Consider the following 26,152-nt stretch of genomic DNA (forward strand, 5'->3'; position numbering starts at 1 on the left):
ACCGATAATCTGATCATTCAAACTAACCAGGGAAAGTGAAGTTTGTTCGTTTGCATCCATTCGGACTGTTATCCTATCAAAAAGACCTAATCTTGTATCATATCAACACAAAAAATTATGATACAACAAATTAAACCAAGTATCCGCGCAAAAGCAATACGCCAAATTTCCAAAGCAACATACGGCTTTCTCACGGGAGCATGCTGTCTTTTAGCCAACAATAATGCATTCACGCAGACTGTTGCAGCAAATGCTTCCCAGCAGCAAAATCCGACGCCACTGAAATCATTTCTGGGTTACTATCAACTACCCAACAAAGTAGCTTTCATTGCTTTCGACGAGCAAGATAATAGCTTGTATGCAACACAGCTATGGGATCAGAAAAAAAGATATCAGCTTGTCCGTAAAGATGACACGCATTTTGAATCCAAAAACGAAGGCTATACAATTGAGTTCTTAAAAAATAGCTCAGGAGATTTTAGCCAAACTAAGATCCTGGGCAGAATTGTATGTGAGCGTGTACCATTTGACCCTACTAAAATTATAACGCTAACCGCATCTCAACTGAAAAAGCTTGCCGGAACTTACCGAATGGCCAACGACAACAATTTTAAAATTATCATAGAGCCTTCAGAACAGGGTTTAATCCTTAAACAATTATGGGATAGCAAAACAATTTCTTTTACTCCACGAGCTGAACTTTTCTTCCTCAACGAAGATGGCACCTTTCCTTTGACATTTTCTGTTTCCAATGGAAAGGTGGAGCAGATGACATGCTTTGAAAAAGACCTTTGGCTGAAGACTGATTAATCATCCTATTCAAAAAAGACACGAAAATAATGATTATCTGCTAATGCAACGGTGCTTACCTTCGATTTTCTGCCCAACTCCATGGCATTAAAAGTGAAAAAAGGGGAATGTACAGTTTCTGCTTAATATCGTTCATTGGCTCGACCGATGAACGATTAGCAAATTCCAATAACACTATTGTTGAAAAAACTTCATGTCATCACGTATATTGACACGCTGATCTTCACCTTTTATTGCGGAAGTTCCGGCATCGCAATCCGGCGTTGTGTCGGTGTACTTAAAGCCTGCAGAAATGCTATGACAGCGTCAACTTCCTGCCTCGATAAATTCAATTTTTTTAACAATGGTGAATGTATGGGTCTTGTCTTTTCATCAATTTTCACATGCCTTTGTATTGGTGCTGGATTGCCAAGATTATAGAGCTCGACGACATCACGCAACGTTGGAAAATTACCGTGATGCATCCAAGGACCTGTCAGGCCTACATTTCGAAGCGATGGTGTACGGAATGCGCCAATGTCTTTTTGATTGCCTGTAAGATGGTAGTGGCCAAAATCCTGCTGTTTGGTCCCGTATAGTGTCTGTCCATCATTATGAAAAAGATTGTCAGAAAACAAAGGTGTATTGTGGCAATTTATACAGCGTGCCTTCGTCCGAAACAAATGTAGACCGGTAAGTTCCTGATCGTTCAGTGCATCGGCCTGTCCCTGCACAAATCGATCAAATTTTGTTGGATAGCTAACGATACCACGTTCAAAGGTGGCAAGCGCCTGTTGTATGCGGAGCAGTGTAATCTGTTTGTCCCCAAAAGCCTGTTCGAAATATCCCGCATAGCCTGGCACAGCTTTAACATGTGCTACTAAAGTATCCAGCGGCGTATTCATTTCCACAGGATCCTGTGTCGGCAACAGCACTTGATCCTCAAGGCTTTTTGCTCGGCCATCCCACATAAAAGTTCTGTAAAATGCAACATTGTACAGCGTCATCGCATTTCTTTTGCCCTCTCGTCTTCCATGACCGTGCGCCAGACTTTTTCCGTCTCCAAATCCCAATTGGGGATCATGACAGCTTGCGCAGGAGATTTGCTTGGATGCTGAAAGTCTGGGGTCAAAAAACAATAGCTTCCCGAGCAGCGATTTTTCCTTGCTATAAGGATTATCAGCTGGATAGCTTACTGGAGGCAATACCCCGATATCCGTAAAATTAGATCTTACAGATGCGTCGATATGTGGTTTGGGCCATAATTCCTGACGCCCACTGCTGTAGCGTTTGCGCAATTCCTGTAGATCTTCCTGCTCCTCAGCGCGATTTGCAAATGCCGAAATCAACAGAGGTGCAATAAAGATAGCTATAACCATCAGTGTTTTCTTCTTCATCGAGTGCAGTCTCTTAAAATCCATATGCCAGCATTAAATTCATCTGTTTCCTGACTGTTCCTATAGGGGCAAGATTGGTGCGATCCAGATCAGATAAACGCCCCGCCTTTTGATAATAATAATCTGCTACCAGAGAAATGAAATTTCCCTTTCTTAAACGTTGTTTGAAACCCAATTTTACTTTGCCACCGTATACATTTGCACGATGATAAAGGATATCATGATAAAAAACATATTGATGGAATACATTTTCATTGATTAACGGTAGAGACCAAGATGTACCTATATTGTGGCGAAGAGAACCTGTGAGTCCAAATTCTATTTCTTGATTCGCAGTAGTTGTATAGGTCCACGCTCCATGGAGCTGATAGTTTACATGCTCGTAGTCCAGACTTGTGCCAGTGCCGCCATCCCTTCTGATTTCATTCAATAGACCAATTTTACCTCCGTAGTAGTGTCGCCACTTCTTCCGGGCCAGCATATAAGATACATTCAGTGCTCCATTGTCATTCTGGTAAACATAATTCTGTGCATCGCCACTTTCTGTTATCCAGTCCTTTCCACGTGTGCTGGACCAATCAAGCGATGCCATATAGAAATGATTTCCTTTTGACAGCTGCCATACCAAATTGTAGTCTAGCCGATTTAAATTATACTGACTGAGTTCATTGACGCGGGACTCGTTGCGCAGTGTTTGCCTATACTTCTGTTCTTCACGTAAATAAGCTGCATTGCCATAAAAGTCCCCTACCGAAGAATTCCATGACAAGTAAACCTTACTACCGAAGCGCTTCATGTCATTTTGATAGAACATCTTCTGCTCCAGGAGCCAGTCGCTGACTTTCCATCCATATCCTCTGATAATATAGTTCATGTAGGGCGACTCCACAGCGCTTGTCGCCGAATTTCCGTTTTTGTACGCTATTTCAACGTCCTCCTGTCCATAACCATACCGCCCTTCGATACCAATATCAACGTTTTTGACTATACGCATACTACCGCCGACCGTACCGTTAAGTTGCGCTACGCGGATGCTACCTCTCGGATCATTATTGCTAAAATGATTTGCTACCTGGTAATCGAATCCACCAAAGACAGCATATTTTCTGTCTGCAAAATAACGATGTCCCCGCGCCTGGATACGATAGGTCGTTCGTTCATAATGATTGTAACCATAGGAACCAAAATACCAGGGCGAAGAGGGATTTTCTCTGGTCTGATGCGCAAACCGCGTGCTATCCTCCACGGATCTTGTATAATTGAAACGCCCCCACAAGCGCACATCCTTGATGGTGACGGCGCCCTCCGAACCAAAATCCAGCGTATTTACCCGCTGTGCGTCCTGGGCACGGTGATAATCACCAGAGGTGGAATTGTATGCCATGCGAATTAAGCTATAACGCTGCGGCACTTTCTTTTCCAGCCACATCGGGTTATCGACAGCGTATTGCCGTAAACGCAACTGTATGCTGTCCTGATCAATATGCTGAATATACAGTACGGTATCTTGTCTTGCTATCGCTTTGGTCTCAAACTGGGAGAAAAAAACAACAAATAGACACAAAGTAACTTGAATATAATTTTTCATTTGTCTTCACTTAATCAATAAACCCCTTTGGATTTGCCTTCATCGACACAAAATCATCACTTGAGTTATTAGAATCCTGCAGTATTCTTCTTCCGTTGATAATCTCTTTTGTTTTCCTAATAACGGAATTTGATGAACGCGCACCTCCGTCTACTGCGATAGATCCAGCATCGATTTTTGCTGTAAATCGTTTCGGATATTGTGTAGAGGTCGATGACTGAATTTCCACGCCATCCAAAATATTAACTATTGGAATCTGGATGTAATCTGTCCCCAAATTTTCCCGTCCATCAGCATATGGCGGCATAAAGCCCTTCCAGTCGCTCACCGGTCCCATGTTTTGATCACGGAAAATGATCCAGCTGCGTTGACCTGCCTGGTTCATAATCATGTCGGCACCATTGCCCCGGTTGATCAGCCGTATGTTGGGTACATTTGGGTTATCGATGTCTGATGCCAAAGGTTTGGTACTTCCAAGATAGGGCACATAATAAGCTTCAAAATCTGCTTTGCTGAGGTCAATGGTGAGGCTCGGATTCTTTACGGAGATCGCTACCCCATCGGCCCCTACATAGGGCGACTGATGATTGGCAGCCGTTGAGGCAACAACAATACTCTCGCCCGGCGGGATCGGATAATCTTTTCCACTGCCCGGAAGCTGAATGATCAGATGAGCGTAGACATAATCGCTGTTGGCATTTATATCCTGTGGCATACGATACGACTTGCTCCAGTCGTACTGTCCGCTATTAGGCTGATATACATAGGTCGTGCTCGCATTTGTCGCACCAAAAGCTTCGGCTATATAGAGACTGTCTGCATAGCGAAGGCTATCGGAATTGTTATATATTTCAATAAATTGATCTCTAAAACTGGCGCCTTGATTGGCGTCTGAGCCTGCGTAATAGATCTGCTTGATCACCAAGCCCTCCTGATTACTATTACCGGTCAGGAGAGTAAGATCCCAATGTGTCTGCGCTGACCCTTTAACGACTTCGATACGGCGTATCACCGAACTAAAGGTGACCTCATTGTCTTCACGCTGTCCCGTCAATTGATTGAATTCTGCCGCACTGAATGTTTTCACGACCTGAACATTATATGTATTGGGCGCCAGATCCATGAACTCAAATACACCATTTTCATCAGATTTCACCGTCATCAGCAGTTTCCCTTTCAAGGTATAGAGATTTAAAGTGATATCATCCAACGGCAGCTTATTGACATAGGTTTCACTTTCGTAAGACGTACTCAACGAAATGTCTACCGCACCGTTTTCGGCATAGCTATCTTTTTGACAAGCCATAAAAAGATGGCTGGAGCCAAAGATCAAAAGTATAAGTTTAATAATGATTTTCATGGCGTTATAGTTTAAGTCTGAGCTGCGCACCATAGGTAGGTTTACCATTCGGAATGATCATGGAATTATCCGAGCGTTTATACTGTGGACGATAGTTAAATACGTTATAGACATGAAAAGCCAGGCTTAGGCGTTTGCTGATTTCCTTCGATACGTTTAAGTGGAAATTGGTATAGACAGCAGGCTGGTTCTGATTGTTGATTTCTTCTATAGGCCTTAGCGTATGGGCATAATCGACATTGTTGCGATCAAAATTGTCTATGGCATGATAGGTTCCATCCTGTGTATAATAGCCGATAGGTATCCCGTCGGACGCATTGGTATTGGTTTTATTCAAGAGGTTAAGTTCGGTCGTGAAATTGATCAACAGTCTAGCCTTTGGAATATGCGTACTTGAGGTAATTGCGGCATTGCTTACCGTAGTCGTCCTGCGCTGTGTTGGGTATATTGCAGATTCTGCACGATTGGGGTTGTCCGTGTTGTTAGTAAATGTCGCCATGTTTTGCAGAGGTCTATAGTTTGATCTGGTCAATCCCGCCCTTACACTAAACGAAGTAGCGATGGCCATCCATTTTGGCGTAGATAGCATGAATTCGATCCCCTGAGTTCTTTTGTCATCAGCATTCATAAATACAAATCGCGATAGCCTATATTGTTTTGTCCCCTCAATAATATAGGGAACATCCGCATTGGGATCGGGATTATCGTTGTATTTGTCCAGTACTACTTTCTCAAAATCGGTGACGGTAACGATATCTCTATAATTCCTTTTTTGATAAAGGTTCAGCCCCCATTTAAAATCTTTGTATTCATAGGTGGCTGAAAATTCAAACTGTTCGGACAACGAAGGCTTAAGCGTGCTATTATCCGGTGTAAATTTATCTATATACATCAGGTAAAGGCTATTTGCCTCATCAACACTGCCCCCATTAAATGCAGTATGCTGAAATAAGGGAATCTCATAAAATACCGGTCCCGGATACAATTGTGCCAATGCCGGCGCCTTACTTGCCCAGCCATATGCTACGCCCACTGTCAGCGCTGGGGTAATCGCATAGTTAATATTCGTCCGCGGTGAAAATGTAACATACTTTTCGAATTTGTCCAGCCGCGTCCCAATACGGACGTTCAGGTCTCGCTGCGCGATTTTCGCCGTGAATAGGTCCTCTGCATAAAATCCCAGCTGCTTTTGGCCGCGAATACGTGAGACATCATAATAGCGTTCTTTACGAATATCAGCATTTGCTGCTATGGTATTGTTGCGTGGTCTGGATGGGTCAACAATCTGTCCTTTTCCTATATTTTTTGAGTAATTGAAAAATGATCCAAAATTTACTTGATGCAGCAGGTCGCCGGTCTGAAAGGTGCCCGTCAGATCGAGGCGTGCCGTTAAATCGATGGGCTTACCCTCAATATTTGTAATGGCCTGATAGATCCCGCTTGCATATTGGCCTTGATGGACTCCCGTTTCTGTGGCGTCTGAGTAGATGATATAAGTGCCGTTGACGTCCTGCTCCTTGTATGTATTCTGATAGGTTTCGCTATAACGGACATTCAATCCGATATTGGAAAGAAAACCTCGGTCAATCCGGTAATTGGCCCTGCTTCCAATGGCAAAGTTATAGGACTTGAAGCGCATGACCGTTGCTGTTGGATCATCCTCGTCTCGACGCACTTTATCGATGTTTCGGCCATAATCTATGGATAAAGTATTGGTGAAAGCTTTTTCTTTCCCGGCGAAAGTACTCCACATGATATTTCCACCTACACGGTCGTAGGATTTCAGCTTGTCCCTGTTGTCTTCAAAGGAGCGCGTGAAATTTCCACCAATGGTGAAAGCCCCAAACTTACGGGTATCAACGCCTTTGCTCATTCCGTAAACGGTTGCATTGTCACGGAGCTGAACATTAAAATTGAGCGGTGTCTTGCCCGCAATACGATTGATGATAATAGCTCCATTGGTCATATCCCCAAACTTCACAGAAGGTACGCCGGCAGCAATTTCTATGCTCTCGATATTGTCTGTGGCAATCTGGCGGAGATCGGTCCCGCCAAAAGTATAATCACCGGTATAGTTGTCTGTACCGGCGTCGCTACCACTCAATCCAGATATCTTGCCATTGACATAAGAATTTCCCATACCATAAATTCCCGCATTTAAGGTCTGCATATTAGCGTTGTTGGACAATGCAATACCATCCATGATCAATGCTACACCAAAAGAATTATTGAGTGCAAACGGATCCCTGTTGGAAAAAGAATTTGTGCTCAATGTTGCGCTTCTTAAGTTAGCTTGCTGGACCTGTTGTAAAGAGGGTGCGGCGATCTTTTGTCCAGGAATAAGGCTCAACAAGTCATTAACACTTAATGCACCCGACTGTTCGATCACTTCGCGGTTGATATAAAGTGAGCTATTGCTTTCCAGTCGCCTGTTGGTCCGGGGAGTGAGGGCTATTTCTTCCAGTCCTACACTCAAAATTGGTAATGTGATGTCAGCAACCGTATTATTTGTCCCACTTAAAACAGTTGTCATGGAGGCCCCCTGTCTTCCGATCATGGAAAACTGCAAATTTGCTGACTTCAGCCGATGGGCCGGAAACTGGAATCTAAACGAGCCATTATTATCTGTAAAATAATACTGGTTCAGCTCTTTGAGATGTACGGTTACCAATGGTATTCCTTTCCCATCCTCATCGACAACTTTGCCCGATAAAACACCCACAGAAGCTTTACTGATCAGGATATTCTTACCGGAGACCTGTAATTTGAGATAAGTCAACTGTTCTAGCTGATTTAGAACCTGTGGAAGTGCTCCATTCACCTCGATATTGATACGACGCTCCACATTGATCTGCGACTCGTCATAGAGAAAACTGTAACCTGATTTTTCTTCGATCTGCTTCAGAACAGACCTCAGGGGTTGATTTTTACCTTCAATCTTTAGCTGTTGCGCGTCCACGGCTAAGACCTGAAAAGAAAGAAGCACACCAAGAAGCAGGGCTCTTCTATGGATGGATTTAGAAGACATAGATATATGATGTTATTTTTTACGAACGAGAAGTGTATTGGATTCGATGGCGAACCGATAATCTGTTGTCATGGAAAGTTTTTCGAGCACCATTTCCAACGGTTCATGCCCTATAGTCCCCGAATACATCAGTTCGATATCCGGTCGGTCGGGCACGATGATTCCATATTTTCGGTTCAGCTGTTTGCCTATTTCGCTGAAAGTGGCCTTCTCAAAATGCAAAACACCCGCCATATTTTCCTTTTCTTTAGCTGCATCAAAGGACTCTACATTAAAGGTTGCTTTGTTTTTATGATATACAATGGCCTGCCCCGGAATGAGCTGTAGTCTTTTTGTTCCGTTTGAAACTTCTACTTTTCCGGTAAACAATGCTATTTTTGACAGCTTATCGTTTTCAAAAGCGTATACATTAAAGGAAGTTCCCAACACTTTGATTTCAAGTTCACCTGTTTGAATAATAAAAGGCTTATGGGCGTTATGAGCGACCTCAAAATAGCCTTCACCATTGAGGCTCACGATCCGTTTATCACCATTGAAGTTCTTCGGGTATCGCATGATAGACGTTGGGCCGAGCTTGACTTTGGTACTATCGCTCAAAAGCACATTCATATATTTACCGGTCGGTACCAGTTGGCTAATAAGTTCAGTTTGAGTGGCATTTTCCGATAGCGGCGACTGTCTATTTAGGAATAGAAAAGCCATCGACACAAACAAGAGGCTGGCAGCTGCATAGCCAATCCACCTATAGTTTCGTAAACGATGTACCGGAGTGTCATTTTTATGGATAAAGGCCTGAAGCCGAACACGCTCCTCAGCGATCTCGGTCTGGCTTGGACCAGTCTGCATCAGTTCGACTAGTCCTTTCGCATCTTTTACAAGCTGCCGGTGCTGCGGATTTGCCTCAACCCATTGTTTCCAATATTCCATATCCTCAAGCCTTGCTTGCAGACAATAATTGATAAAGGATTCATTACAGATGAGTTCTTCCAAATTAGGTTGTTCCATTGCTCGATGTTACATTTACACAGTAGTGCCGCAAAGGCCTCTTTTTTACCTATTTTATTTGGAAAAATTTAAAATAAAAACAATAACCACTGATAATGAACCCTTTAATTTTTTGATTGCTTCATAAACAACGTTGTAAACTGTTCTTAGTGCTGCATTCTCCATGTCGGCGATTTCCGCATAACTCTTATTATGGAAAAATTTTAGCTCAATATAGTGATGCTGTTTTTTTGTCAGCTTGCCCAACGCATCGTGTAGTGCCTGATCTCGTTCCAATGTTTCCTCAATGGCAATTTTTTGCGATTCGATCGAATCCTCCACAGGTGTGTGCAAAAGATCTTCCAGTGGTGTATTTTGATTAGCTCGCTGTTTGTAGATCACGCGCTTTAGCCATACAAAGAGATAATATTTTGGATCTGTAGTTAGTATGGGTAATTTTTCACGCTTTTCCCATAGGTCACAGAATAAGATATGGATGGATTCTTTTACAACTTCACGGTCGGCATTAATTTTCAATCCGTAGCGGAACAGGGCTGTATATACCGAGTCGTATAAGGCTAAAAAACTGTCTCTATCGCCAGTTTTAATCGAGTTCCATGTTTTTAGTGCATCCAAGTGCGCAAAATAAATAATTATTTAGATTTATTCCAAATAATATTAAACCTTTACTACGCTAGCCAAAGATTCACTTGGTCAATTTCAATCTATGATCATCACTACCCACAGTCCCTGCTACTTTAATGGTGTGAGCGCCTTTGAATTTTTGAGCAGCACCATGTACTGAAAATAATCAAGCGTGGAAGTTCCCGGCGCGGGGTTGAAACTCTCACCGAACAATCTGGACTTGATCGTTATCAGCTTTTCAGAGTTTTTATAAGGTGAATCTTTAGCATCCAACTTAAATAAATTCATGGAATTTGGCTGCGCTAGTCCCGAAAAATCATGGATTCCCTTAACCAGCATAAATGGCCCGTCTGCATTGATCACACTAATCTTCTGGTCCGATGGTGTCGGAAATTGAGGGTTTTTAGGAAGGTACATTTCGCTCTCAAGCGTATAACTTACAATACTTGACACGCTAAAGCCCGAATTCTTTAGTCGTTCGGCAAATGGACTTTTACCTTCTTTTGCACTATGCTGTAACACGTGGTAAAATCCGAAAAGTCCATAAAATTTTTCATTTTCAAGATGTAGTCTTTTCACTGAACTGCTGAAATTGGCCATCATCGCCGAATCTCTGGAGACCTTATGGGAATTATTGTCAAAATCTGTATCGACCCCTAGCACCGATATCTTTAACGAATCCGCCAACGTCTGGTTATAGTCGTACACAGCGTCCCATTTTTCTAATAACTCTTTACTCGATTGCTGAGGGATTCGTTTACTGACTGCTGTCACCACCTCTCTGAGTAAATTCTCATCTTTTGTACTGCCTTGTAAAAAACGATTGAGCTTATTAGCATTCAGACTATCCATCTCAGCCACGTAATATCTTATCCCCGCTTTTTTATTCAAAAATTTGAAAAAATACGCATCCATTTTCTGATTATAAGCGTAGCCATGAACCTCACCGAATAGAAAGATCTGGGACTGATAGAAATTATCATCAAACAGTTTTCCTTCGATCCTGTCTGAAATCTGCTCTTGGTTACGTTTTAAATAATCTGCAAATTGTTCATCCTCACCTCCAATGAAAATTCGGTTACTGATAAAAACATAGAAAATAAGAAGCAAAATAGTGGTAAGTATGGCTAAGACAGCATACTTAAAGAATGTTAATATTTTTTTCATGGCTATTTTGTGACCAAAACTATCATAAAAAAGATTAATTCTGAAATTTCACAAATAAATAACTTTTATATATCTATGAATCAAAAACTTAAAAGCTGTATTATTTGAGCGGTATATAGGCAGTAAGGGCGTTGAACAACAATTAGAGCAGAACCTCTCATTTCATTTTGAATTCAGTAGGTCTCATATTGGTCAGCTGATGAAAATTATTACTAAACGCAGATATATTCGAATATCCAATTTCATAGGCTATCTCTGTCATATTCAGATCTGTATCCTTTATTAACTCCATAGCCCGGATAATACGCAGCATTTTTAAATACTGAATAAAGGTGATTTGCAGTTTGGCCTGAAATAATCTGGTCAAACTTCGCACACTCATACCGAATCGTGTTGCTGTATCTTCTAAAGTGAGATTTTCATTGAGCCTACTTCTAAGACTGTCCGTAATCTCATTTATCCGTTGATCTTCTGTTGTGGGAAGCTGTATCGAAAACTTTTTCAGTTTTTCCTTTGACAGCAGCTTCCTAAGCGTTGATAAAAACTCAAATTCCCAGGAACCCTTATAATAATCACCTTGCCATTTCTCGCTAAATGAGAGCATTTCTGCTAAGAGCTTACTTACTGGATATATTCCCAATTCATCATAAAAACCATCATCGCTTTCGTCTGGAAAATAGATATTGATAATATATAGATCCTGCGTGTTAAACATGAGGTTGTGGGGGTAGTTTTTGGGTATCCATAGGTAATGATTAGATGGAATATAGAAATCTTTTTCACCTGTTTGCAAGTAGGCAATCCCCCCATAAACCAGCAACAACTGGGCCTTATCGTGCTGATGAGCAGGCAAACGCTGTTCCGTCTGTTGTCGCAGCACAAGGATTGAATCGGGATTTTGATCCACTATAGTTATTAATTGGCTAAGAATTTCCATATGGCCAAATATAACAAACATTAGGCTAATTATATAAAACCATAGATTGAGGTGTTGAATAATTTTGCGGTGTTAATAATAGAGTCATAATGAAAGATAAAATCATAAAACCTGATAAAGATTTTGAACTTGCAATACAAGCCAAAAAATCTGAACAGACATCACGTCATCCGGATAAAGAAATGGATAGAGCCTACGTCTATCGGCTGTCCTGTGCTTATTCTAGTCCCTTTATGCCCATGATAGATTTAAGCTTCGCTTTTGATGAGCTGAAAAAGCTGTTAAAACAATGGCCCGCAAAGAGAAAGAAGAAACCAGTCACAGCCCCACTTTTGGGCATACTGTTGCTATTTTTTGTACAATCCGTGTATGCTCAGCATGCAGAAATCATCCACCCCCTAAGTTTGGAAGAAATATGGAAAATCGCCGAAGCTAACAACCGGGACCTGAAACTATCGGATCTAAATGTTCAGCAAAGTAAAATAGAAATATTGGAAGCCAAAGATCATTTGCTGCCGGAATTTTCAGCAGGTGGCGATGTAAAACTCAATTCCAAATTTTTGATCTATGACAACGGATTATTCTCATCTCCGCAGGATGTACCTATAAAAGGCTATGGATACGGAGTGGGTTACAACTTAAACCTTAACCTCTTCAATGGCGGTAAAGACAAAAGAAACATCGTCATGAAAAAGGAAGAAGGGGTACGAAAACTGTATGAAGTGGAGCTACAAAAGCAAAGCGTAAAATACCATGTAGCAGTTGCCTATTTCGATCTGTATAAATTTCTGCACTTCTATGATTTTCTTGACGCCGAAACTGAAGCAGAGAAAAAACAGCTGACACTGATTGAAAGCCTGCATAAAAACGGTACTGTGCTAAAAAGTGATGTACTGAGAACTTCCGTCAAATTATCGCAGCTGGAGCTGGCTCTTTCCGATGTCAAAAAAAAGATTGCAATCGCCAAGCAACACCTCAATATACTGATGGGCCGTGAAATTGATACCGAGCTAGCAATAAAACATGCGGATACAATTGAATTAAACGCCATCACAGAAGGTGACTACAAAGATTATGTAGATATCGCTTTTAACAAGTCTCCGTCATATAAAATGGTGAATAGCGACATCAAATGGAGTAAGCTGAACGTTAAACAGATGAAAGCTACGCTATGGCCAAAAGTCTCTCTGTATTCCAATTACAATTATACGTATCCGCAGATTTCCTTTTATCCCTATTCGAATGATTTATGGGGATTTGGTCAGACAGGAATTAAAGTTCAGTTTTCCATCGATAATCTATACAAGAGCAAGCATTCCATTGCTCGTGCCCAGACTGTCAGCAATCAGGCAAAGGAAAAAGCAGAAATGAAGAAGGATGAAATCTCTCTTCAGGTAAAAGAGGCTTATTTACAGCAACAACAGGCTTTGGAGAGCGTGGAAACAGCTGAGCAAAATATCATTAAAACCACTGAAACCTTACGTGTTATCAGAAGCAGCTACTTAAATCAGGAATCTCTTCTGACCGATCTTCTGGAGGCCGAAAATGCTTTATTGGAAGCTAAATTTAATCTGACAACAGCACAGACAAACGTACAAGTAAGCCATATCAGATTATTGGCAATAGTAGGAATTCTCTAATACAAAACTGATGAACAAAAATAAAACAGATAAAATTGTGGTAAACCTAACCAAATGCTTTGGTATCGTATTACTCGTAGGAATCATAATCTGGGCAGCTACTTATCTCTTGAAAGGGTATCACTATGAACAGACCAATGACGCTCAGGTAGATGCCTACTTGTCGCCCATAAACGCAAAAGTAGGTGGCTATATCAGCAAAATATATTACAAGGATAATCAGCTTGTTAAGAAGGGGGATACGCTAGTGGTAATCGAACTGGACGAGTACGGGCTGAAAAAAGATGCTGCGGCAGCAGAACTCATGAGCGCACAGGCCAAATTACCCGTCTTGGCTGCAAACGAAGAAACGCAACTTAAAAGTATCGAGGTCATAAAAGCCCAATTGGCAGGTGCTAAAGCAAGATTGAATCAACAACAAAAAGAATTTGACCGGTATAAGAATCTACTGAATGACGGATCTACAACACAACAAAAATTTGACAACATCAGCGCTTCTTTGGCCATCGCGCAATCGGATTATGATCAGGCAAAAGCGTCTTTGCAAGTGGCAGAATCCAAACTAAATGATTACAGCACACAACGTAATGCCATACAGGCAGAAATAAAGATCAAAGAAACGCTCCTCGCGAGGCAGGAACTGGATATTCGGTATACAGTTATCACTGCACCTTTTGACGGACAAATCGGGAAAAAGACAATTCAGGAAGGGCAACTGATACAACCCGGACAAACTTTGGCATTTTTGGTAAACAAGGCAGAAGAAAAATGGGTAGTCGCAAATTATAAGGAAACACAGGTCGGCAATTTCAGAATTGGGCAAGCGGTATCTATTGAAGTCGATGCTTTTCCGAATGAAAAGTTCGCTGGTGCTATCGAGTCCCTTTCGCCAACCACCGGCTCCCGTTATTCACTGCTTCCTCCCGATAATGCCACGGGCAATTTTGTTAAAATCATACAACGCATTCCTGTTCGGATCAAACTAACCGATACGCCTGAAAAATTAGCAAAGCTCTCTGCAGGAATGAATGCAAATGTTTACGTTTTAAAGGATGAATAATGCAAGCACATAACCTACCAATTTTCAAATCATGGGTATCTGAGTGGGTGGCGAGATCTGTCATATTTGGCATTCTGATGGCCTGTCTTTTTAGTTTTGCTTTTTATGGCAGTCCAGTAGCAGCTATGGGCTATTACGGCATACAAGCTACCGATGTCCAGTATGCGATGGTCGTTATCTATGGTTCAACCGTAGCTTTCCTGGCACTTGATTTTCGTATGGTAAAATATTTTGCACCAAGAAAATATTTGCTGATGGCCCTCGCCGTGAATATCCTTTGTTGCCTTATCTGCTTTCATGTCAAAGATTGGACATTGTTTGTTATTTGCCAGTTTTTGCAAGGCATTACCTGTGCATTGATGTCAGGAATTGCGACACAGCTTATTTTCCCGCGGCTGCAGTCTGTACGTGCCCGTGTGATTGCTTATAGCATTCTTTACGGCAGTATACAGATCGCTGTACCATTCTACTCCATCTATACGAGTATGGTCGTTCATTTTTTTGATTTTAATTGGCTATTCTACGGATTTATCATCATACTCATCATCCTGACATTTGTCATACTGCTGACGATGAACAGTAACGCCAGATTTACTAAAAAGATGCCATTGTATCAGGTAGATTGGATAGGCTATCTATTTTATGCATCATTTATCTTGATATTAGGATATATTCTTGTCTATGGACGACAATTAGGATGGTTCGATAGTTCTTTAATCATTAAGCTCAGTTTAGCTAATGTAGTTGTTCTTTCTCTTTTTATCACGAGAACAGTAAAACTTAAAAGACCATTAATCAATCTACAGATATTTAAAACAAAGAATTTTGTTATCGGCCTCTTGCTTCTTTTTACATTTTATATTTTCAAAGGAAGTACAGGCCTCGCCTACGGCTATCTTGAAGTGATATTAGGAAATGATCCACTGAGCACCATTCCGATATGGACTACGGTAATTTTAGGAACTATACTGAGTATGTTCGTTACTTCCCGATTCATCTTGGCGGGTTACAACCTAATAAGGATTATTACTATTGGTTTTGGAACGATGGCGATTTATTATGCTTATATGATACGGTTTGTTTCTGTACAGGGAGAGACAGTCGACTTTATTCTGCCAATGTTTATTTATGGTGTGGCAACAGGTGTATTGTTTGTTCCGATTGTTTCATTTACCGTTTCCTCAGCACCCCAAAAGATTGCGATCAATGCCTCGCTTGTTGGTATATTGGCTAGGTTTACAGGATTTACAACAAGTCTGGCACTAAGTAACGAACTTCAGTTATTTGCAAAATCGGGAGTTCGGGAAAAGGTCCGCGAAGCACTCACGGAAACCAACCCTCAATTACCAGTAACTTTACTGGATATCCAAAACCAATATATGAATGTGGGTAGCGATATGTATACGTCAAAAACAGCATCCACAGGCTATTTCAATCAAATGGTCGGGCATCAAATATTAGCTCGTGCCACCAGAGATTACTATGATTGGATGTTAACAGGCGTAATCTTGGTAATTGCTGTTCTGCTCCTCTTGCCACAGATTCAACATGTTGTTTTGAGATTAAGGAAAGGTAATATTCCCTATTAGAATGCACCTGCCCCACTCCTGACCTCTTCTAGAAAAGCTGGAGCACTTTAAAAGTAAAAAATTCGGCGATGAATTACTAATTTTAAAAGGAAGCCGACAGAGGCACCGGACGAAGGCTACGAGGAACTGCCATTTGCCAACTGTATGAAAAAGAAGAAAGCGAAAAATTTATATGAAACAGGCACTCTTTGAACAAATAACAAAATTTATTAAAATTACTGAGCAGGAAAAAACACTGATAGACTCGTTATTCTATTTCAAAAGTTGGGACAAGGGAGAATACTTCTTAGCACAAGGAACTGTCTGTAAGGAAATCGGCTTTTTAATTAAAGGCTTAGTCGTCTACTTTATAGAGGAAAAAGAGTCTCATGCCTATAATTTTGGTAAGGAGGGTGACTTTGTCTGTAATTATGAGAGCTTTCTAACGAAAACACCATCTTCCAAATCCATTAAATGTGTTGAAAACATAGAAATGCTGTGTATTAGCTATGATAGACTACAACAGCTGTATGACAAAATTGGACAAGGTGAAAAAATGGGAAGAATCATTTCAGAGCAATTGTTTCTAGAGGCAATTGCGGATATAACTTCATTCTACGTCGATACCCCCGAACAAAGATATCTGAAATTTTTGGAATGCTACCCGGATTTAAATCAACGGATTCCCCAATACTTAATCGCTTCTTATATTAAAGTAAAACCTCAGTCTTTAAGCCGGATACGTAAAAGAATGCTAAAAAAATGATTTGTTAACCCAGGTGAATGAAACTCTAGGTATCCCTTTCTAAGTTTGCATCAATAAAATAAAGGTAAGATGAACTTAGAAGAAAGAATATTCACCAAATTATTTATGAATTGGGCAACTGTAATTGGAAAAAAAGAAATTGCAGAGAAAGTATTCCATTTCACCCTGGAGGTAAGTATCAATTTCACCGGATTAATCCCGGGACAGCATCTCAGATTACTCCTGTTCCCGAATCAAAAAGGCAAACTGCGAGACCGTGTTCGGACATACTCCATTTGGCGTTGCCAGTGTGATGGAAAGAAAAGTTATATAGATATTGCTGTGTGCGCACATACGGATGGTCCGGGTAGCAAATGGGCCGAAATTACAGAAGTCGGCAGTCAGGTCCTCATTTCCAGACCGCTCGGTAAATTTACATTAGATACCACCAAGTCTAAACACCTCTTTATAGGAGATATTACCGCCTTGTCACATTTCTATTGTTTTACGCATCATCTCACACCGCAACAGGAGATAGACGGAATCATTTATGGAAAAGACGAAAAACAATTGTTTACTGATTTTAACGGAACACTTGGCTTTACTTTTCAAAAAACAGCAAATGGAACTGACACAAGCTTACTTGCATACTATAGGAGTTTGAAAATTGGGCGCGATACTAGGGTTTATATTGGAGGGGATGGCCACTTGTGCATAGCACTAAACAACCTGTTTGTAAAGGAATTAGGTCTACCCCGTAAACAATTGAAAGTAAAACCATTTTGGATATTAGGAAAAACCGGTTTGGAGTAGAATTTACGCTTTATGATGTACGGAAAAATGAAAGTCGTTGAAATATTTAAAACCAATGTCTCAACCGAAAAAGAGGCTCGGGATACAACACGCTCACTTTTAAGACGGTATCCAATTTATAAAATAAACTTTGACCTTGAAGATGAGGAAAATATCCTTAGAGTTGAGGCTCATAAACTTAAGGTTGAAACCGCCGAAATAATTAAGTATATGATTGAACTGGGGTATAACTGCGAGCGAATAGAATAATTTTTACGTCTAAAACTCGATAAGTTTATTGACTGTCCGCAAGGCCTTTTTGACAATGTATGTGGTTGGTTGTCCCTTAATTTTCCCCTGTAGTGAGACTTTTGCGGCGAGATTGCGACAAGTGTTGCGTTTCTGTAGACGATCTGTTTTAGGTTATCCTGCAATGCGTACGTGGATAATCCCACTCATCAATCATCCGAGATGAACGAGGAAAAACCCACGGTGGATAGTATAGCTGTTGCTATTGGTAATGGACAGCGATGAGTCAATACATTATTTCCATAGTATATTTTCTACAACCTTTTTCATCTCGTTGCACTGGTCTTTATTTGTAAAATATACATAGCCAAATTTCTTATCAGGATCAATCATAAATGAAGAGGTGTACCCTAAATTATTACCCCCATGCCAATAATATATAGCATCATTTAATTTCACAGCAGCCATACCCAAAGTCCACGAATCAACTCCGAAGTATTCCCTTACCGGATCGTTTCGATCCAAAGAAATGACAGGTGAAAACATCTCCTTGAATTCTATTTCATTGTTCATTAAATAGATTAAGAATCTTGAATAGTTTGTTGTATTTGCATATAAACCGCCTGCTGGATCAAAATGATACCTATCTCTTTCGTCTTTTACATGCTGCCCCTTTTTATAACCGTCTGCCAGATTTTTCTCTACCTTTGGTGTGATTATAAAATGGAAGTTATTCAGCTTTAGTTTCTTTAAAACTAAATGTTGAATGACTGCATCCAAATTTTTAAAATCCGCATCACAGAGCTTGGCGATCACTCTGGCAAGATAAACATATGCTTCGCCTGAATAGGAGAATTGTGTGCCCGGGACAAATTGTAACTGCATTTTTTCGGTTTCGCTCCAGTTGGGCAGACCGGTGGTATGGCTTAAAACCATTCTGGCTGTGATTCTTTTGTAGCGCCCGTCTTCGATATTATCGGCTTCTAAGTACTCAAATAAGGGCTTGTCTATGTCTAGCTTGCCTTCTTTAACCAATTTAAGCACGACGAAGGCAAAAACAGGCTTCGATAAAGACGCTGCTTCAAAAAAAGTCGATCTGGTCACCCTTTTCTTAGAATCGATATTTGATAGGCCAAATCCTTTGTTAAATACAACATTCCCATTATTGATGACAGCAATTGACATTCCCTGAACTTGTAGTGAATCCATTGCAAGGTTTATTTTTTTCTCAAAGTCAATCGCTGTTAGTTGAGTACCGTTAAGTGTTCTAATCTGACTAAAACTAACCTGATGTATTAATATACATGCTAACAATACATATTTTGTCATATTGTTTCTAATTTTTTTAATATCGTTCAAGGGCCCGGCAGCTTGTAGTGACGAATAATTGAACGGAAGGTTCAGTCTTCGCGCATGAAAATGAAATGGACGCTACAAATTTTATTGTCGGTCAGCATCTTATAAACCATAAACCAAAAATTAAAGCTGTCTAAGAGTTTTAGACAGCTTTAATTTTATGTACCTGGTTTAGGAGGTTTGATCATCGACTTCCGCCGAAGGTGCATTTTTCTTAACCGACTCAATCCCGTTTTCCATACCACTACTGCTCTCGTACATCTCACTCGTTCCGATGATCTGTCCGTTGGACGCCTTTAGATTGAAGTACCACTTCCCATTTGATGAGGTTTTCTTTTCGAACCTACCGTCATCCTGTGCATTCTTCCTAACCGATTCAATACCGTTAAGGCAACTTGCCTTACTGGAATAGCCTTCGCTTCCAAGGATCGTCTGGCCGTTGCCTGCCTTGAGATTAAACTGATATTCACCGTTCTTTCTGGTTGTTACTACAAATTTTCCCATGTTCTCTCTTTAGATTTATAAATGTATACTTTCGAATTTAATCACTTTCGAGCTCTTCGTCAAGAAAAGAAATAGCAATGTTCTTCTGGTAAACCTCCATCGCGCTGAGCGGGAAAAAAAGAGCGTGTTGAAGAGATCCTGTATTTCTAACTTGCTGTTTCGAGTACCTAGCCATCTTATATGGTCTACATCCCCGGGAACCTCCCATTTAACATCGTTTGCAAAGAGATTTATAAGCTCATTCAATTGTCTGTGCTGCAAATAATGTAGAAAGTCGTTTGTAATTGTTCTTGTCATGCTCATGGTTGATTCTTTTTTAATGTGATAATTTGCAAATAGGCCATCATTCCTACCCAAGCTGCAACAAAAAGAATAATCACTGTACCAAGCATACTGATGGAATAAAATGACAATAAAACAGTTACCAAACTTGCAAATACCCACGTGATGTCCAACGCTATGATTAGTTTAATCCATGCCTTTATGACAGGCTTTTTAATGGCCGCAAAAAGAACAAATACAGAAAATAAGATCAAGAACGTCCCTACTTCCATAAATGGGGCTACACCTGTTGGCTTAAATATACTTATCCACATATTAGGTGTTGCAACGAGTAAAACTCCTGTAATACCAGAACTAATGGCATTTAACAGTAATACATTTTTTAGTGTCATAAGCTTTGAATTTTGTTTCTGTAAAGATATTTCTGATCCTCCAACCACACGTTATCTTTACGCGCCAACGTATTGGTTTTAGACGACAAAAAAACAGTATTTACTGTGACAAATGTGTATTTTCACATAATGAATTACAGACAAACATTTTTACAGGCATTGTTTATCTTTTGCGAAGAGAGAGGATTAGATACCGGAAAAATTGCTGCTCACTCAAACATTTCAATAGACGAATTGAACACAAACCCATCCTTTCCGATATCCAATGAGCAGATGGACATGATTTGGAAAAACATTATTCAGATTTCAAAAAATGAGTTGGTAGGGCTACATTTTGGAGCAGCGATGCAAATTGCTGCTCTTGGGGTAGTCGGCCAAGTGATTCAAACGAGCAACAATGTAAAAGAAGCTTTACAGCATGCCTGTATGATGGTAGGCTTACTTACTGATTTTTATACAATGTCAGTTCATGAAAAATCTGAAACTTTTGTTATTACCTATGAGAAAAATGCTGGCTTTGACAAATTTTCAACTGCTCAAAATCAAATGGGTGATTTTTTAATCGCCTTTACACTATATGAGTTAAAAGGATTATTGATTAAAAACCTAGCCCCACTACGTGCGAGTTTTCCTACTTACCAAAAAGATTATGACAGAGAATATAAGCATATTATCAAATGCCCTTTACAGAAAAGCCGTATTTATATTCTGGAATTTAACAAGGAATTTCTAAATACGAAGATCATAACCGCCAATTATAGCGTTCAAAACTCACTTATTAGTCAGGTCTATAAGCTCCAAAATCCGGAATCATTAAGCGGTGATTTTGCAAAGAAGATTTTTAATTACTTGATCACAAACTCTTATCTATTTACCCTTTCAATAGAATCTGTAGCCTGTAATTTTAATGTCAGTGTACGAACACTCCAAAGAAAACTCCGCGAGGAACGTATTTCGTATATACAAATCGTAGAAGAAGTTCGAAAAACGTTAGCCATTCATTACATCACGACGAGTCCATCTTCTGTAAAGGAAATTTCGGCGAATCTGGGCTTTGCTGAACCAAGTAGTTTTGTTAGGGCATTTAAAAAATGGCTGGGAAAAACTCCGTTGGAATACAAAAATAACATTCTTGTGAATCAAGACCGTCCTTGATGATGAGTGATAGTTTCTAATTACCTTTTAACAGCTATACACTCAATCTCAATATTGGCATTCCTCGGTAAAGAAGCCACCTCAATAGTGGTCCTTGCTGGAAAATGCCCGTGAAAATATTTAGCATAAATCTCATTGACCTTTTCAAAATATTTCATGTCTGTCAAAAATATCGTTGTCTTGGTAATGTGCTCAATATCGGATTGATTATCCGCTAAGATGGTCTTTAGATTTTCCATAATCTGAACCGTTTGTTGTTCAACACCATCTTTTAGCATATTTGTTTTTTGGTCTATGCCAATCTGGCCTGATACAAAAATAACATTACCATAACTTGTGGAATGACTATAGGGACCTATTGGTTTTGGCACCCCGCTATGTGTTACCCTTATGGTCTCCATTTTTGAACTGCAGGAAAAACATGCCAGCATTAGGATAAGTATAAAAATTCTGTTCATTTCAATTGATTTAAATTAAAAGATGAGGTCAGCTTTTTAGACCAACCTCATGCCGTCATTGCTTTATTTCTTGATGAAGTTTAATAACTCACTATTAAATTTATCCAGCTCTTCAATGAAGAGCGCGTGACCACTTTTTTCGAAGGGAACTAAAGTTGAGTTTTTAAGTAAGGTATTCATTTGTTCTGCCAGGTCGTACGAACATATTTTATCCAACTTACCGTGTAAGATCAATGTTGGGATTGTTATCTTACTTAAATCACCACGTAAATCGCTATCCCGCAATGTTCTTAGCCCCTCCGCCATAGCATAAGGCGATGCCTGAGCCTGGATACCTCCCAACCAAGCGCCATGCCCAGGGGAAACGCTTGTCTCATTGGCTGGAAATATCTTGCCGAAAGTGCTAAATAATTCTGGACGGTTCGTATTGTTCAACGTGATCAGTCCATCGACATCTTCCTTGGTCCACAAACCATAATTAAAGTCTTGTCGTTTTGTCCAGGTCGGTGCCGCCGCTCCAAATAAAGCCATCTTGGAAACGTGAGCTGCATTGTATTTAGCCACATAGTGAATCACTGTAGCTCCTCCCATGGAAAATCCGCCTATTATCGCATTTTTAATATCCAATTTATCTAATACAACCTTGATATCATCTGCAAATACATCATAGTTGTATTTTCCTCCCGGTTTGTCAGATAACCCGAATCCTCTTAGTGTGATGCCGATCACCCGATACCCTTTTTGAATAAAATCGGCATATTGATATTCGTACATGGCGTCGCTCAAGGGCCATCCGTGAATCAAAACAATAGGCTCTCCCTCACCGAGGTCAGTTACATGAAGTTTCACGTTCTTTTCTACTTCGATATATTCGGCTCTTCCAAAAGATGCCGGAGTTCTCTTGATTTGTGCAAAAATGCTGTTTGTAATAAAGGTGGTAATTAATACGATGGCTAAAGTTAAGTTTTTCATGACTTTAATAATTATTAGTGTTGTTATATTCTTTTGTTATTGCAGGTTGAAGTAATTTCACAGGCACATCAATGAACATCTTGCGCTTTGAATTGCACTTTTTGCCCAGATGAATCTTTATTCTTTTATAAAGGATAGTATATCTTCATTAATGACATCGGCATTAATAGTAGGCATACCGTGAGAGAAGCCCGGGTAAATGATCAGTTTACTGTTTCTCAATAGTTGGGCCGCTTTAACGGCTGTGGTTGCATAAGGGACAATTTGGTCATCATCACCGTGAAGCACCAAAACGGGAATTTGCACACTTTTGAGATCTTCGGTGAAATCGGTCTCCGAAAATACTTTGATACAGTCATATTGTGCCTTGATACCACCCATCATCCCTTGTCTCCACCAGTTGTCCTGTATACCTTTTTTAATGACCGCATCTTCCCTGTTGTAACCGTAGAAAGGCACGGTAAGATCTTGGTAGAACTGCTGTCTGTTATGAAGTGTATTATAGCGGATATTGTCAAACACGGCGAGTGGCACCCCGTCCGGATTACTGGCGTCAGCAATCATATAAGGTGTAACCGCACTGATCAAAATGACTTTGGATACCCGGTCTTTCCCATATTGTGCGGCATATCTGATCGCTTCGCCACCACCGGTTGAATGGCCTACATGGATCGTATTCTTCAGATCGAGGAACTCTACCAATTCTGCGACGTCAGCAGCATAAGTATCCATATCATTTCCCTTATACGTTTGCGTAGATCTTCCATGGCCTCTTCTGTCATGCGCGATTACTCTAAAACCTCTTTCCAGAAAGAACATGATCTGGGCATCCCAGTCATCGGATGATAGTGGCCATCCATGATGGAAAAATATCGGTTGTCCTTCACCTAAATCTTTGAAATAAATTTCTGTTCCGTCTTTTACTGTAAACTTGTTCATGTCTTTACTATTTAATTGTTGTTGTTGTTATTGTTTTCTTTTGTTATTACAAAGTTGGGGTAATTTCGAAGGCGCATCAATGGATGCTTTTCGCTTTGAATTGCACTTTTTGCCCAAAAAAGTTTATTAACCTTGTGCACGGCATATTTTGAGCAACCAAAACGTGTAAACATGAAAAAAAGCACATCCTGATAGGCTGTGCTTTTCTTAAAATATGTGAGAGATATATTTTAAAACTGTTTTCTAAAACTTGTCGGTGAAATTCCGGTATGTTTTGTAAAAAAACGGACGAAATAGGCATCGTCTTCGTAATTCAGGGTGTAGGCGATCTCTTTAACATTCATCGCCGTATGTGCTAAAAGACGTTTACTTTCCAGTATGATCCGGTTTTTTATAATATCGTTTGGCGTCTCTTTACTGACCAGGCTGATCTTTTTACTGAGATTTTTAGGCGTAATACAGAGCATATCTGCATAGTCGGCCACGGTATGCAGTGTTTTGAAATGCTGTTCGACCAGCTTACTGAATTTCCGTAAAAATTGAACATCAGTCTGGCGCATATCGTCAGCCAATTGATGCTGCTGCTTCCAGATACGGGTAGATTTAAGAATGATCAGCTTTAACAACGTTCTTAGCATTTCTTCTGTACCCGAGTCCTCATTCTTCAATTCAAAATCTATAGCATTGATGATGTTCTGAATTTCTTCGGATTGTTGCTCGTTTAAATTTATAAAAGGGATTTCAAATACATTATTGTATAATATGCCATCGCAGGCGACTTCGTGATCGTGTATTTCCACACAGTAGAAGTCCCGGTTAAAGTGCATCAATTGCCCATCAATAGTTTCACAGGGTTTTAAAATGACATGCGGATTTATAAATAATAAGGCGTCCGTGTTCATTTCTATCTCCTGGAAATCTACTTGAATAATCGCATTTTGGGGAATAAACAGGACTTTGATATGATCATTTATGATGTTGAGTGAGTCATGTTCGACAGTGGCCTTGCTAAACTCTAGTTTACCAAATTTCTTATATGAAAATTCTTTTATCATTATGGTTCTTACAGATTGCTATTTTGAGCACTCAGCAAAATTAAGAAATTAAAAGCCTCCCTGCCCAGACTATTGTCGCTATTCTTTTTTTTTCGCATATTAGTATAGTGTAACCAATTGACAGTAGCACTATGGCTGACGACGAACTTGAAAATGTGGATCCAGACGATATTAGCGATTTACTTCTTAAAGTTGAAAAATCATTTGACATTAAGTTTCAAAATAACGAACTAATGTACATTTCGACTTTTGGCGAACTGTGTGATCACATCCTAAATAAACTCCAACTAGCTCACACAAACGACTGTACGAGTCAACATGCATTTTATAAACTGCGCAATGCCATTACATCCACGCTGCAAATAGATCATAAAACGATCTCGACAGACCTTGCTCTCGTCAGCCTTTTGCCAAAACAAAGCAGACGTTCACTAATCAAAAAACTGGAAGATAATCTGGGCTTCAAACTTAATATCTTACGACCGCCTTATTGGGTGTCATTGACACTCACAATTTTACTTCTAGCCTCTTTAGTAGGGCTTTTTTTCAGTTGGCAGATTGGTCTTGTAGGGGCTACACTCTCGTACTCTGGACTTTGTTTCGCACATAACTTCGGCAACGAACTTGACGTACAGACAGTGGGCCAGGTAGCGAAAAAAATGACTAGAGAAAATTACCTTAAATGTAGACGCAACCCAAACACGTTTAATAAGCTTGAAATTGAAAAAATACTGGCCGATCTGTTCAGCAGTGACCTAGGCATCGACAAGAGTAAATTCACAAGAGAAGCGAAATTTAACTAACGTCACCGCACAATACGGGGAATTATTACTTCAATCTTGACGACATCGGAATATTTTACTGAAATCCGAAGAAAATCAACGAGGTTGAGATCGCTATTATTTTTTATTCTGCTGTCTTTTTTTTAAAAATGCTGTAATGTTTTTACAATCAATCCTCGATACAGCAGTGCTTTTTAGGTTTACAGCCCTAGGAATAATTTTTTATTTTTTGCACAGCTATATGTTTAATCAATATACGAAACCTCACTGGGACATGCTTGTAGATCTTCGTTATCATATAGCTGAAC

At 40.1% G+C, this 26,152-nt stretch carries 24 protein-coding genes; 9 read left to right on the forward strand and 15 right to left on the reverse strand.

Translation table 11 applies throughout. From position 1 onward, the window contains the following. Positions 1–117: 117 nt before the first annotated feature. Positions 118–810, forward strand: a complete 693-nt coding sequence (locus tag FGL37_RS00620; RefSeq protein WP_028071445.1) for a hypothetical protein — start codon at positions 118–120, stop codon at positions 808–810. Between the two features lie 230 nt (positions 811–1,040). Here FGL37_RS00620 and FGL37_RS00625 read toward each other — a convergent pair whose 3' ends face one another. The 8 genes from FGL37_RS00625 to FGL37_RS00660 all read right to left on the reverse strand — a co-directional run bounded on the left by FGL37_RS00625 (position 1,041) and on the right by FGL37_RS00660 (position 11,895). Further along, positions 1,041–2,186: a cytochrome-c peroxidase gene (locus FGL37_RS00625; RefSeq protein ID WP_028071446.1), complete on the reverse strand. Its 1,146-nt coding sequence runs from the start codon at positions 2,184–2,186 to the stop codon at positions 1,041–1,043. A gap of 13 nt (positions 2,187–2,199) precedes the next feature. Then, positions 2,200–3,774, reverse strand: coding sequence for a DUF6850 family outer membrane beta-barrel protein (locus tag FGL37_RS00630; RefSeq protein ID WP_028071447.1), 1,575 nt, complete (start codon positions 3,772–3,774; stop codon positions 2,200–2,202). Between the two features lie 10 nt (positions 3,775–3,784). Continuing rightward, the gene (locus tag FGL37_RS00635) at positions 3,785–5,134 is read right to left on the reverse strand and encodes a DUF4876 domain-containing protein (RefSeq protein WP_160169535.1); all 1,350 of its coding nucleotides are present in this window, start codon (positions 5,132–5,134) and stop codon (positions 3,785–3,787) included. A gap of 4 nt (positions 5,135–5,138) precedes the next feature. After that, positions 5,139–8,162 (reverse strand): TonB-dependent receptor domain-containing protein, encoded by a 3,024-nt coding sequence (locus tag FGL37_RS00640; protein WP_028071448.1) that lies wholly within the window; start codon positions 8,160–8,162, stop codon positions 5,139–5,141. A 12-nt stretch (positions 8,163–8,174) separates the two neighbouring features. Then, positions 8,175–9,167 (reverse strand): FecR family protein, encoded by a 993-nt coding sequence (locus FGL37_RS00645; protein ID WP_028071449.1) that lies wholly within the window; start codon positions 9,165–9,167, stop codon positions 8,175–8,177. Between the two features lie 54 nt (positions 9,168–9,221). After that, positions 9,222–9,782: an RNA polymerase sigma factor gene (locus FGL37_RS00650; RefSeq protein WP_028071450.1), complete on the reverse strand. Its 561-nt coding sequence runs from the start codon at positions 9,780–9,782 to the stop codon at positions 9,222–9,224. Between the two features lie 117 nt (positions 9,783–9,899). After that, a complete protein-coding gene (locus FGL37_RS00655; protein WP_028071451.1) occupies positions 9,900–10,958 on the reverse strand; it encodes a hypothetical protein in 1,059 nt (352 codons plus the stop codon). 157 nt (positions 10,959–11,115) lie between these two features. Next, complete coding sequence (locus FGL37_RS00660; RefSeq protein ID WP_028071452.1) at positions 11,116–11,895, reverse strand: AraC family transcriptional regulator; 780 nt, start codon at positions 11,893–11,895, stop codon at positions 11,116–11,118. Positions 11,896–11,984: 89 nt separating this feature from the next. On the opposite strand from FGL37_RS00660, the gene FGL37_RS00665 reads away from it, so the two are divergent. The 6 genes from FGL37_RS00665 to FGL37_RS00690 all read left to right on the forward strand — a co-directional run bounded on the left by FGL37_RS00665 (position 11,985) and on the right by FGL37_RS00690 (position 17,970). After that, complete coding sequence (locus FGL37_RS00665) at positions 11,985–13,535, forward strand: TolC family protein (protein ID WP_232048604.1); 1,551 nt, start codon at positions 11,985–11,987, stop codon at positions 13,533–13,535. A 10-nt stretch (positions 13,536–13,545) separates the two neighbouring features. Further along, positions 13,546–14,595, forward strand: a complete 1,050-nt coding sequence (locus FGL37_RS00670) for an HlyD family secretion protein (RefSeq protein ID WP_028071454.1) — start codon at positions 13,546–13,548, stop codon at positions 14,593–14,595. After that, positions 14,595–16,184 carry an MFS transporter gene (locus tag FGL37_RS00675; protein WP_028071455.1) on the forward strand — a complete coding sequence of 530 codons (1,590 nt, stop codon included), beginning with the start codon at positions 14,595–14,597 and terminating at the stop codon, positions 16,182–16,184. Before FGL37_RS00670 ends, FGL37_RS00675 begins: the two co-directional genes overlap by 1 nt. 172 nt (positions 16,185–16,356) lie before the next feature. Next, positions 16,357–16,929, forward strand: coding sequence for a Crp/Fnr family transcriptional regulator (locus tag FGL37_RS00680; RefSeq protein WP_028071456.1), 573 nt, complete (start codon positions 16,357–16,359; stop codon positions 16,927–16,929). 69 nt (positions 16,930–16,998) lie between these two features. After that, positions 16,999–17,721 (forward strand): siderophore-interacting protein, encoded by a 723-nt coding sequence (locus tag FGL37_RS00685; RefSeq protein WP_028071457.1) that lies wholly within the window; start codon positions 16,999–17,001, stop codon positions 17,719–17,721. A gap of 12 nt (positions 17,722–17,733) precedes the next feature. Then, on the forward strand, positions 17,734–17,970 hold the full coding sequence (locus FGL37_RS00690) for a methyltransferase type 11 (RefSeq protein ID WP_232048605.1): 237 nt from the start codon (positions 17,734–17,736) through the stop codon (positions 17,968–17,970). Positions 17,971–18,243: 273 nt separating this feature from the next. Here the strand turns inward: FGL37_RS00690 and FGL37_RS00695 are convergent, their stop codons facing one another. The 3 genes from FGL37_RS00695 to FGL37_RS00705 all read right to left on the reverse strand — a co-directional run bounded on the left by FGL37_RS00695 (position 18,244) and on the right by FGL37_RS00705 (position 20,483). After that, complete coding sequence (locus FGL37_RS00695) at positions 18,244–19,278, reverse strand: serine hydrolase domain-containing protein (RefSeq protein WP_138096631.1); 1,035 nt, start codon at positions 19,276–19,278, stop codon at positions 18,244–18,246. A 198-nt stretch (positions 19,279–19,476) separates the two neighbouring features. Continuing rightward, entirely contained in the window at positions 19,477–19,809 is a 333-nt protein-coding gene (locus FGL37_RS00700; protein WP_028071459.1) for a YegP family protein, read from the reverse strand. Between the two features lie 299 nt (positions 19,810–20,108). Beyond that, entirely contained in the window at positions 20,109–20,483 is a 375-nt protein-coding gene (locus tag FGL37_RS00705; RefSeq protein ID WP_028071461.1) for a hypothetical protein, read from the reverse strand. Between the two features lie 129 nt (positions 20,484–20,612). Here FGL37_RS00705 and FGL37_RS00710 point away from each other — a divergent pair, with 129 nt between their 5' ends. Next, a complete protein-coding gene (locus FGL37_RS00710) occupies positions 20,613–21,638 on the forward strand; it encodes an AraC family transcriptional regulator (protein ID WP_028071462.1) in 1,026 nt (341 codons plus the stop codon). Between the two features lie 20 nt (positions 21,639–21,658). On the opposite strand, the gene FGL37_RS00715 is transcribed toward FGL37_RS00710, so the two are convergent. The 4 genes from FGL37_RS00715 to FGL37_RS00730 all read right to left on the reverse strand — a co-directional run bounded on the left by FGL37_RS00715 (position 21,659) and on the right by FGL37_RS00730 (position 25,062). Next, positions 21,659–22,096, reverse strand: a complete 438-nt coding sequence (locus tag FGL37_RS00715; protein ID WP_232048606.1) for a RidA family protein — start codon at positions 22,094–22,096, stop codon at positions 21,659–21,661. Positions 22,097–22,159: 63 nt separating this feature from the next. Continuing rightward, on the reverse strand, positions 22,160–23,068 hold the full coding sequence (locus tag FGL37_RS00720) for an alpha/beta fold hydrolase (RefSeq protein WP_028071464.1): 909 nt from the start codon (positions 23,066–23,068) through the stop codon (positions 22,160–22,162). Between the two features lie 117 nt (positions 23,069–23,185). Further along, on the reverse strand, positions 23,186–24,007 hold the full coding sequence (locus FGL37_RS00725) for an alpha/beta fold hydrolase (protein ID WP_028071465.1): 822 nt from the start codon (positions 24,005–24,007) through the stop codon (positions 23,186–23,188). A 230-nt stretch (positions 24,008–24,237) separates the two neighbouring features. Further along, the gene (locus tag FGL37_RS00730; protein WP_028071466.1) at positions 24,238–25,062 is read right to left on the reverse strand and encodes a helix-turn-helix domain-containing protein; all 825 of its coding nucleotides are present in this window, start codon (positions 25,060–25,062) and stop codon (positions 24,238–24,240) included. 131 nt (positions 25,063–25,193) lie between these two features. Here FGL37_RS00730 and FGL37_RS00735 point away from each other — a divergent pair, with 131 nt between their 5' ends. Then, positions 25,194–25,865 carry an acyl carrier protein gene (locus FGL37_RS00735; RefSeq protein ID WP_028071467.1) on the forward strand — a complete coding sequence of 224 codons (672 nt, stop codon included), beginning with the start codon at positions 25,194–25,196 and terminating at the stop codon, positions 25,863–25,865. Positions 25,866–26,152 lie beyond the last annotated feature (287 nt).

This window comes from Sphingobacterium thalpophilum (assembly GCF_901482695.1).
GTDB classification, from domain to species: domain Bacteria; phylum Bacteroidota; class Bacteroidia; order Sphingobacteriales; family Sphingobacteriaceae; genus Sphingobacterium; species Sphingobacterium thalpophilum.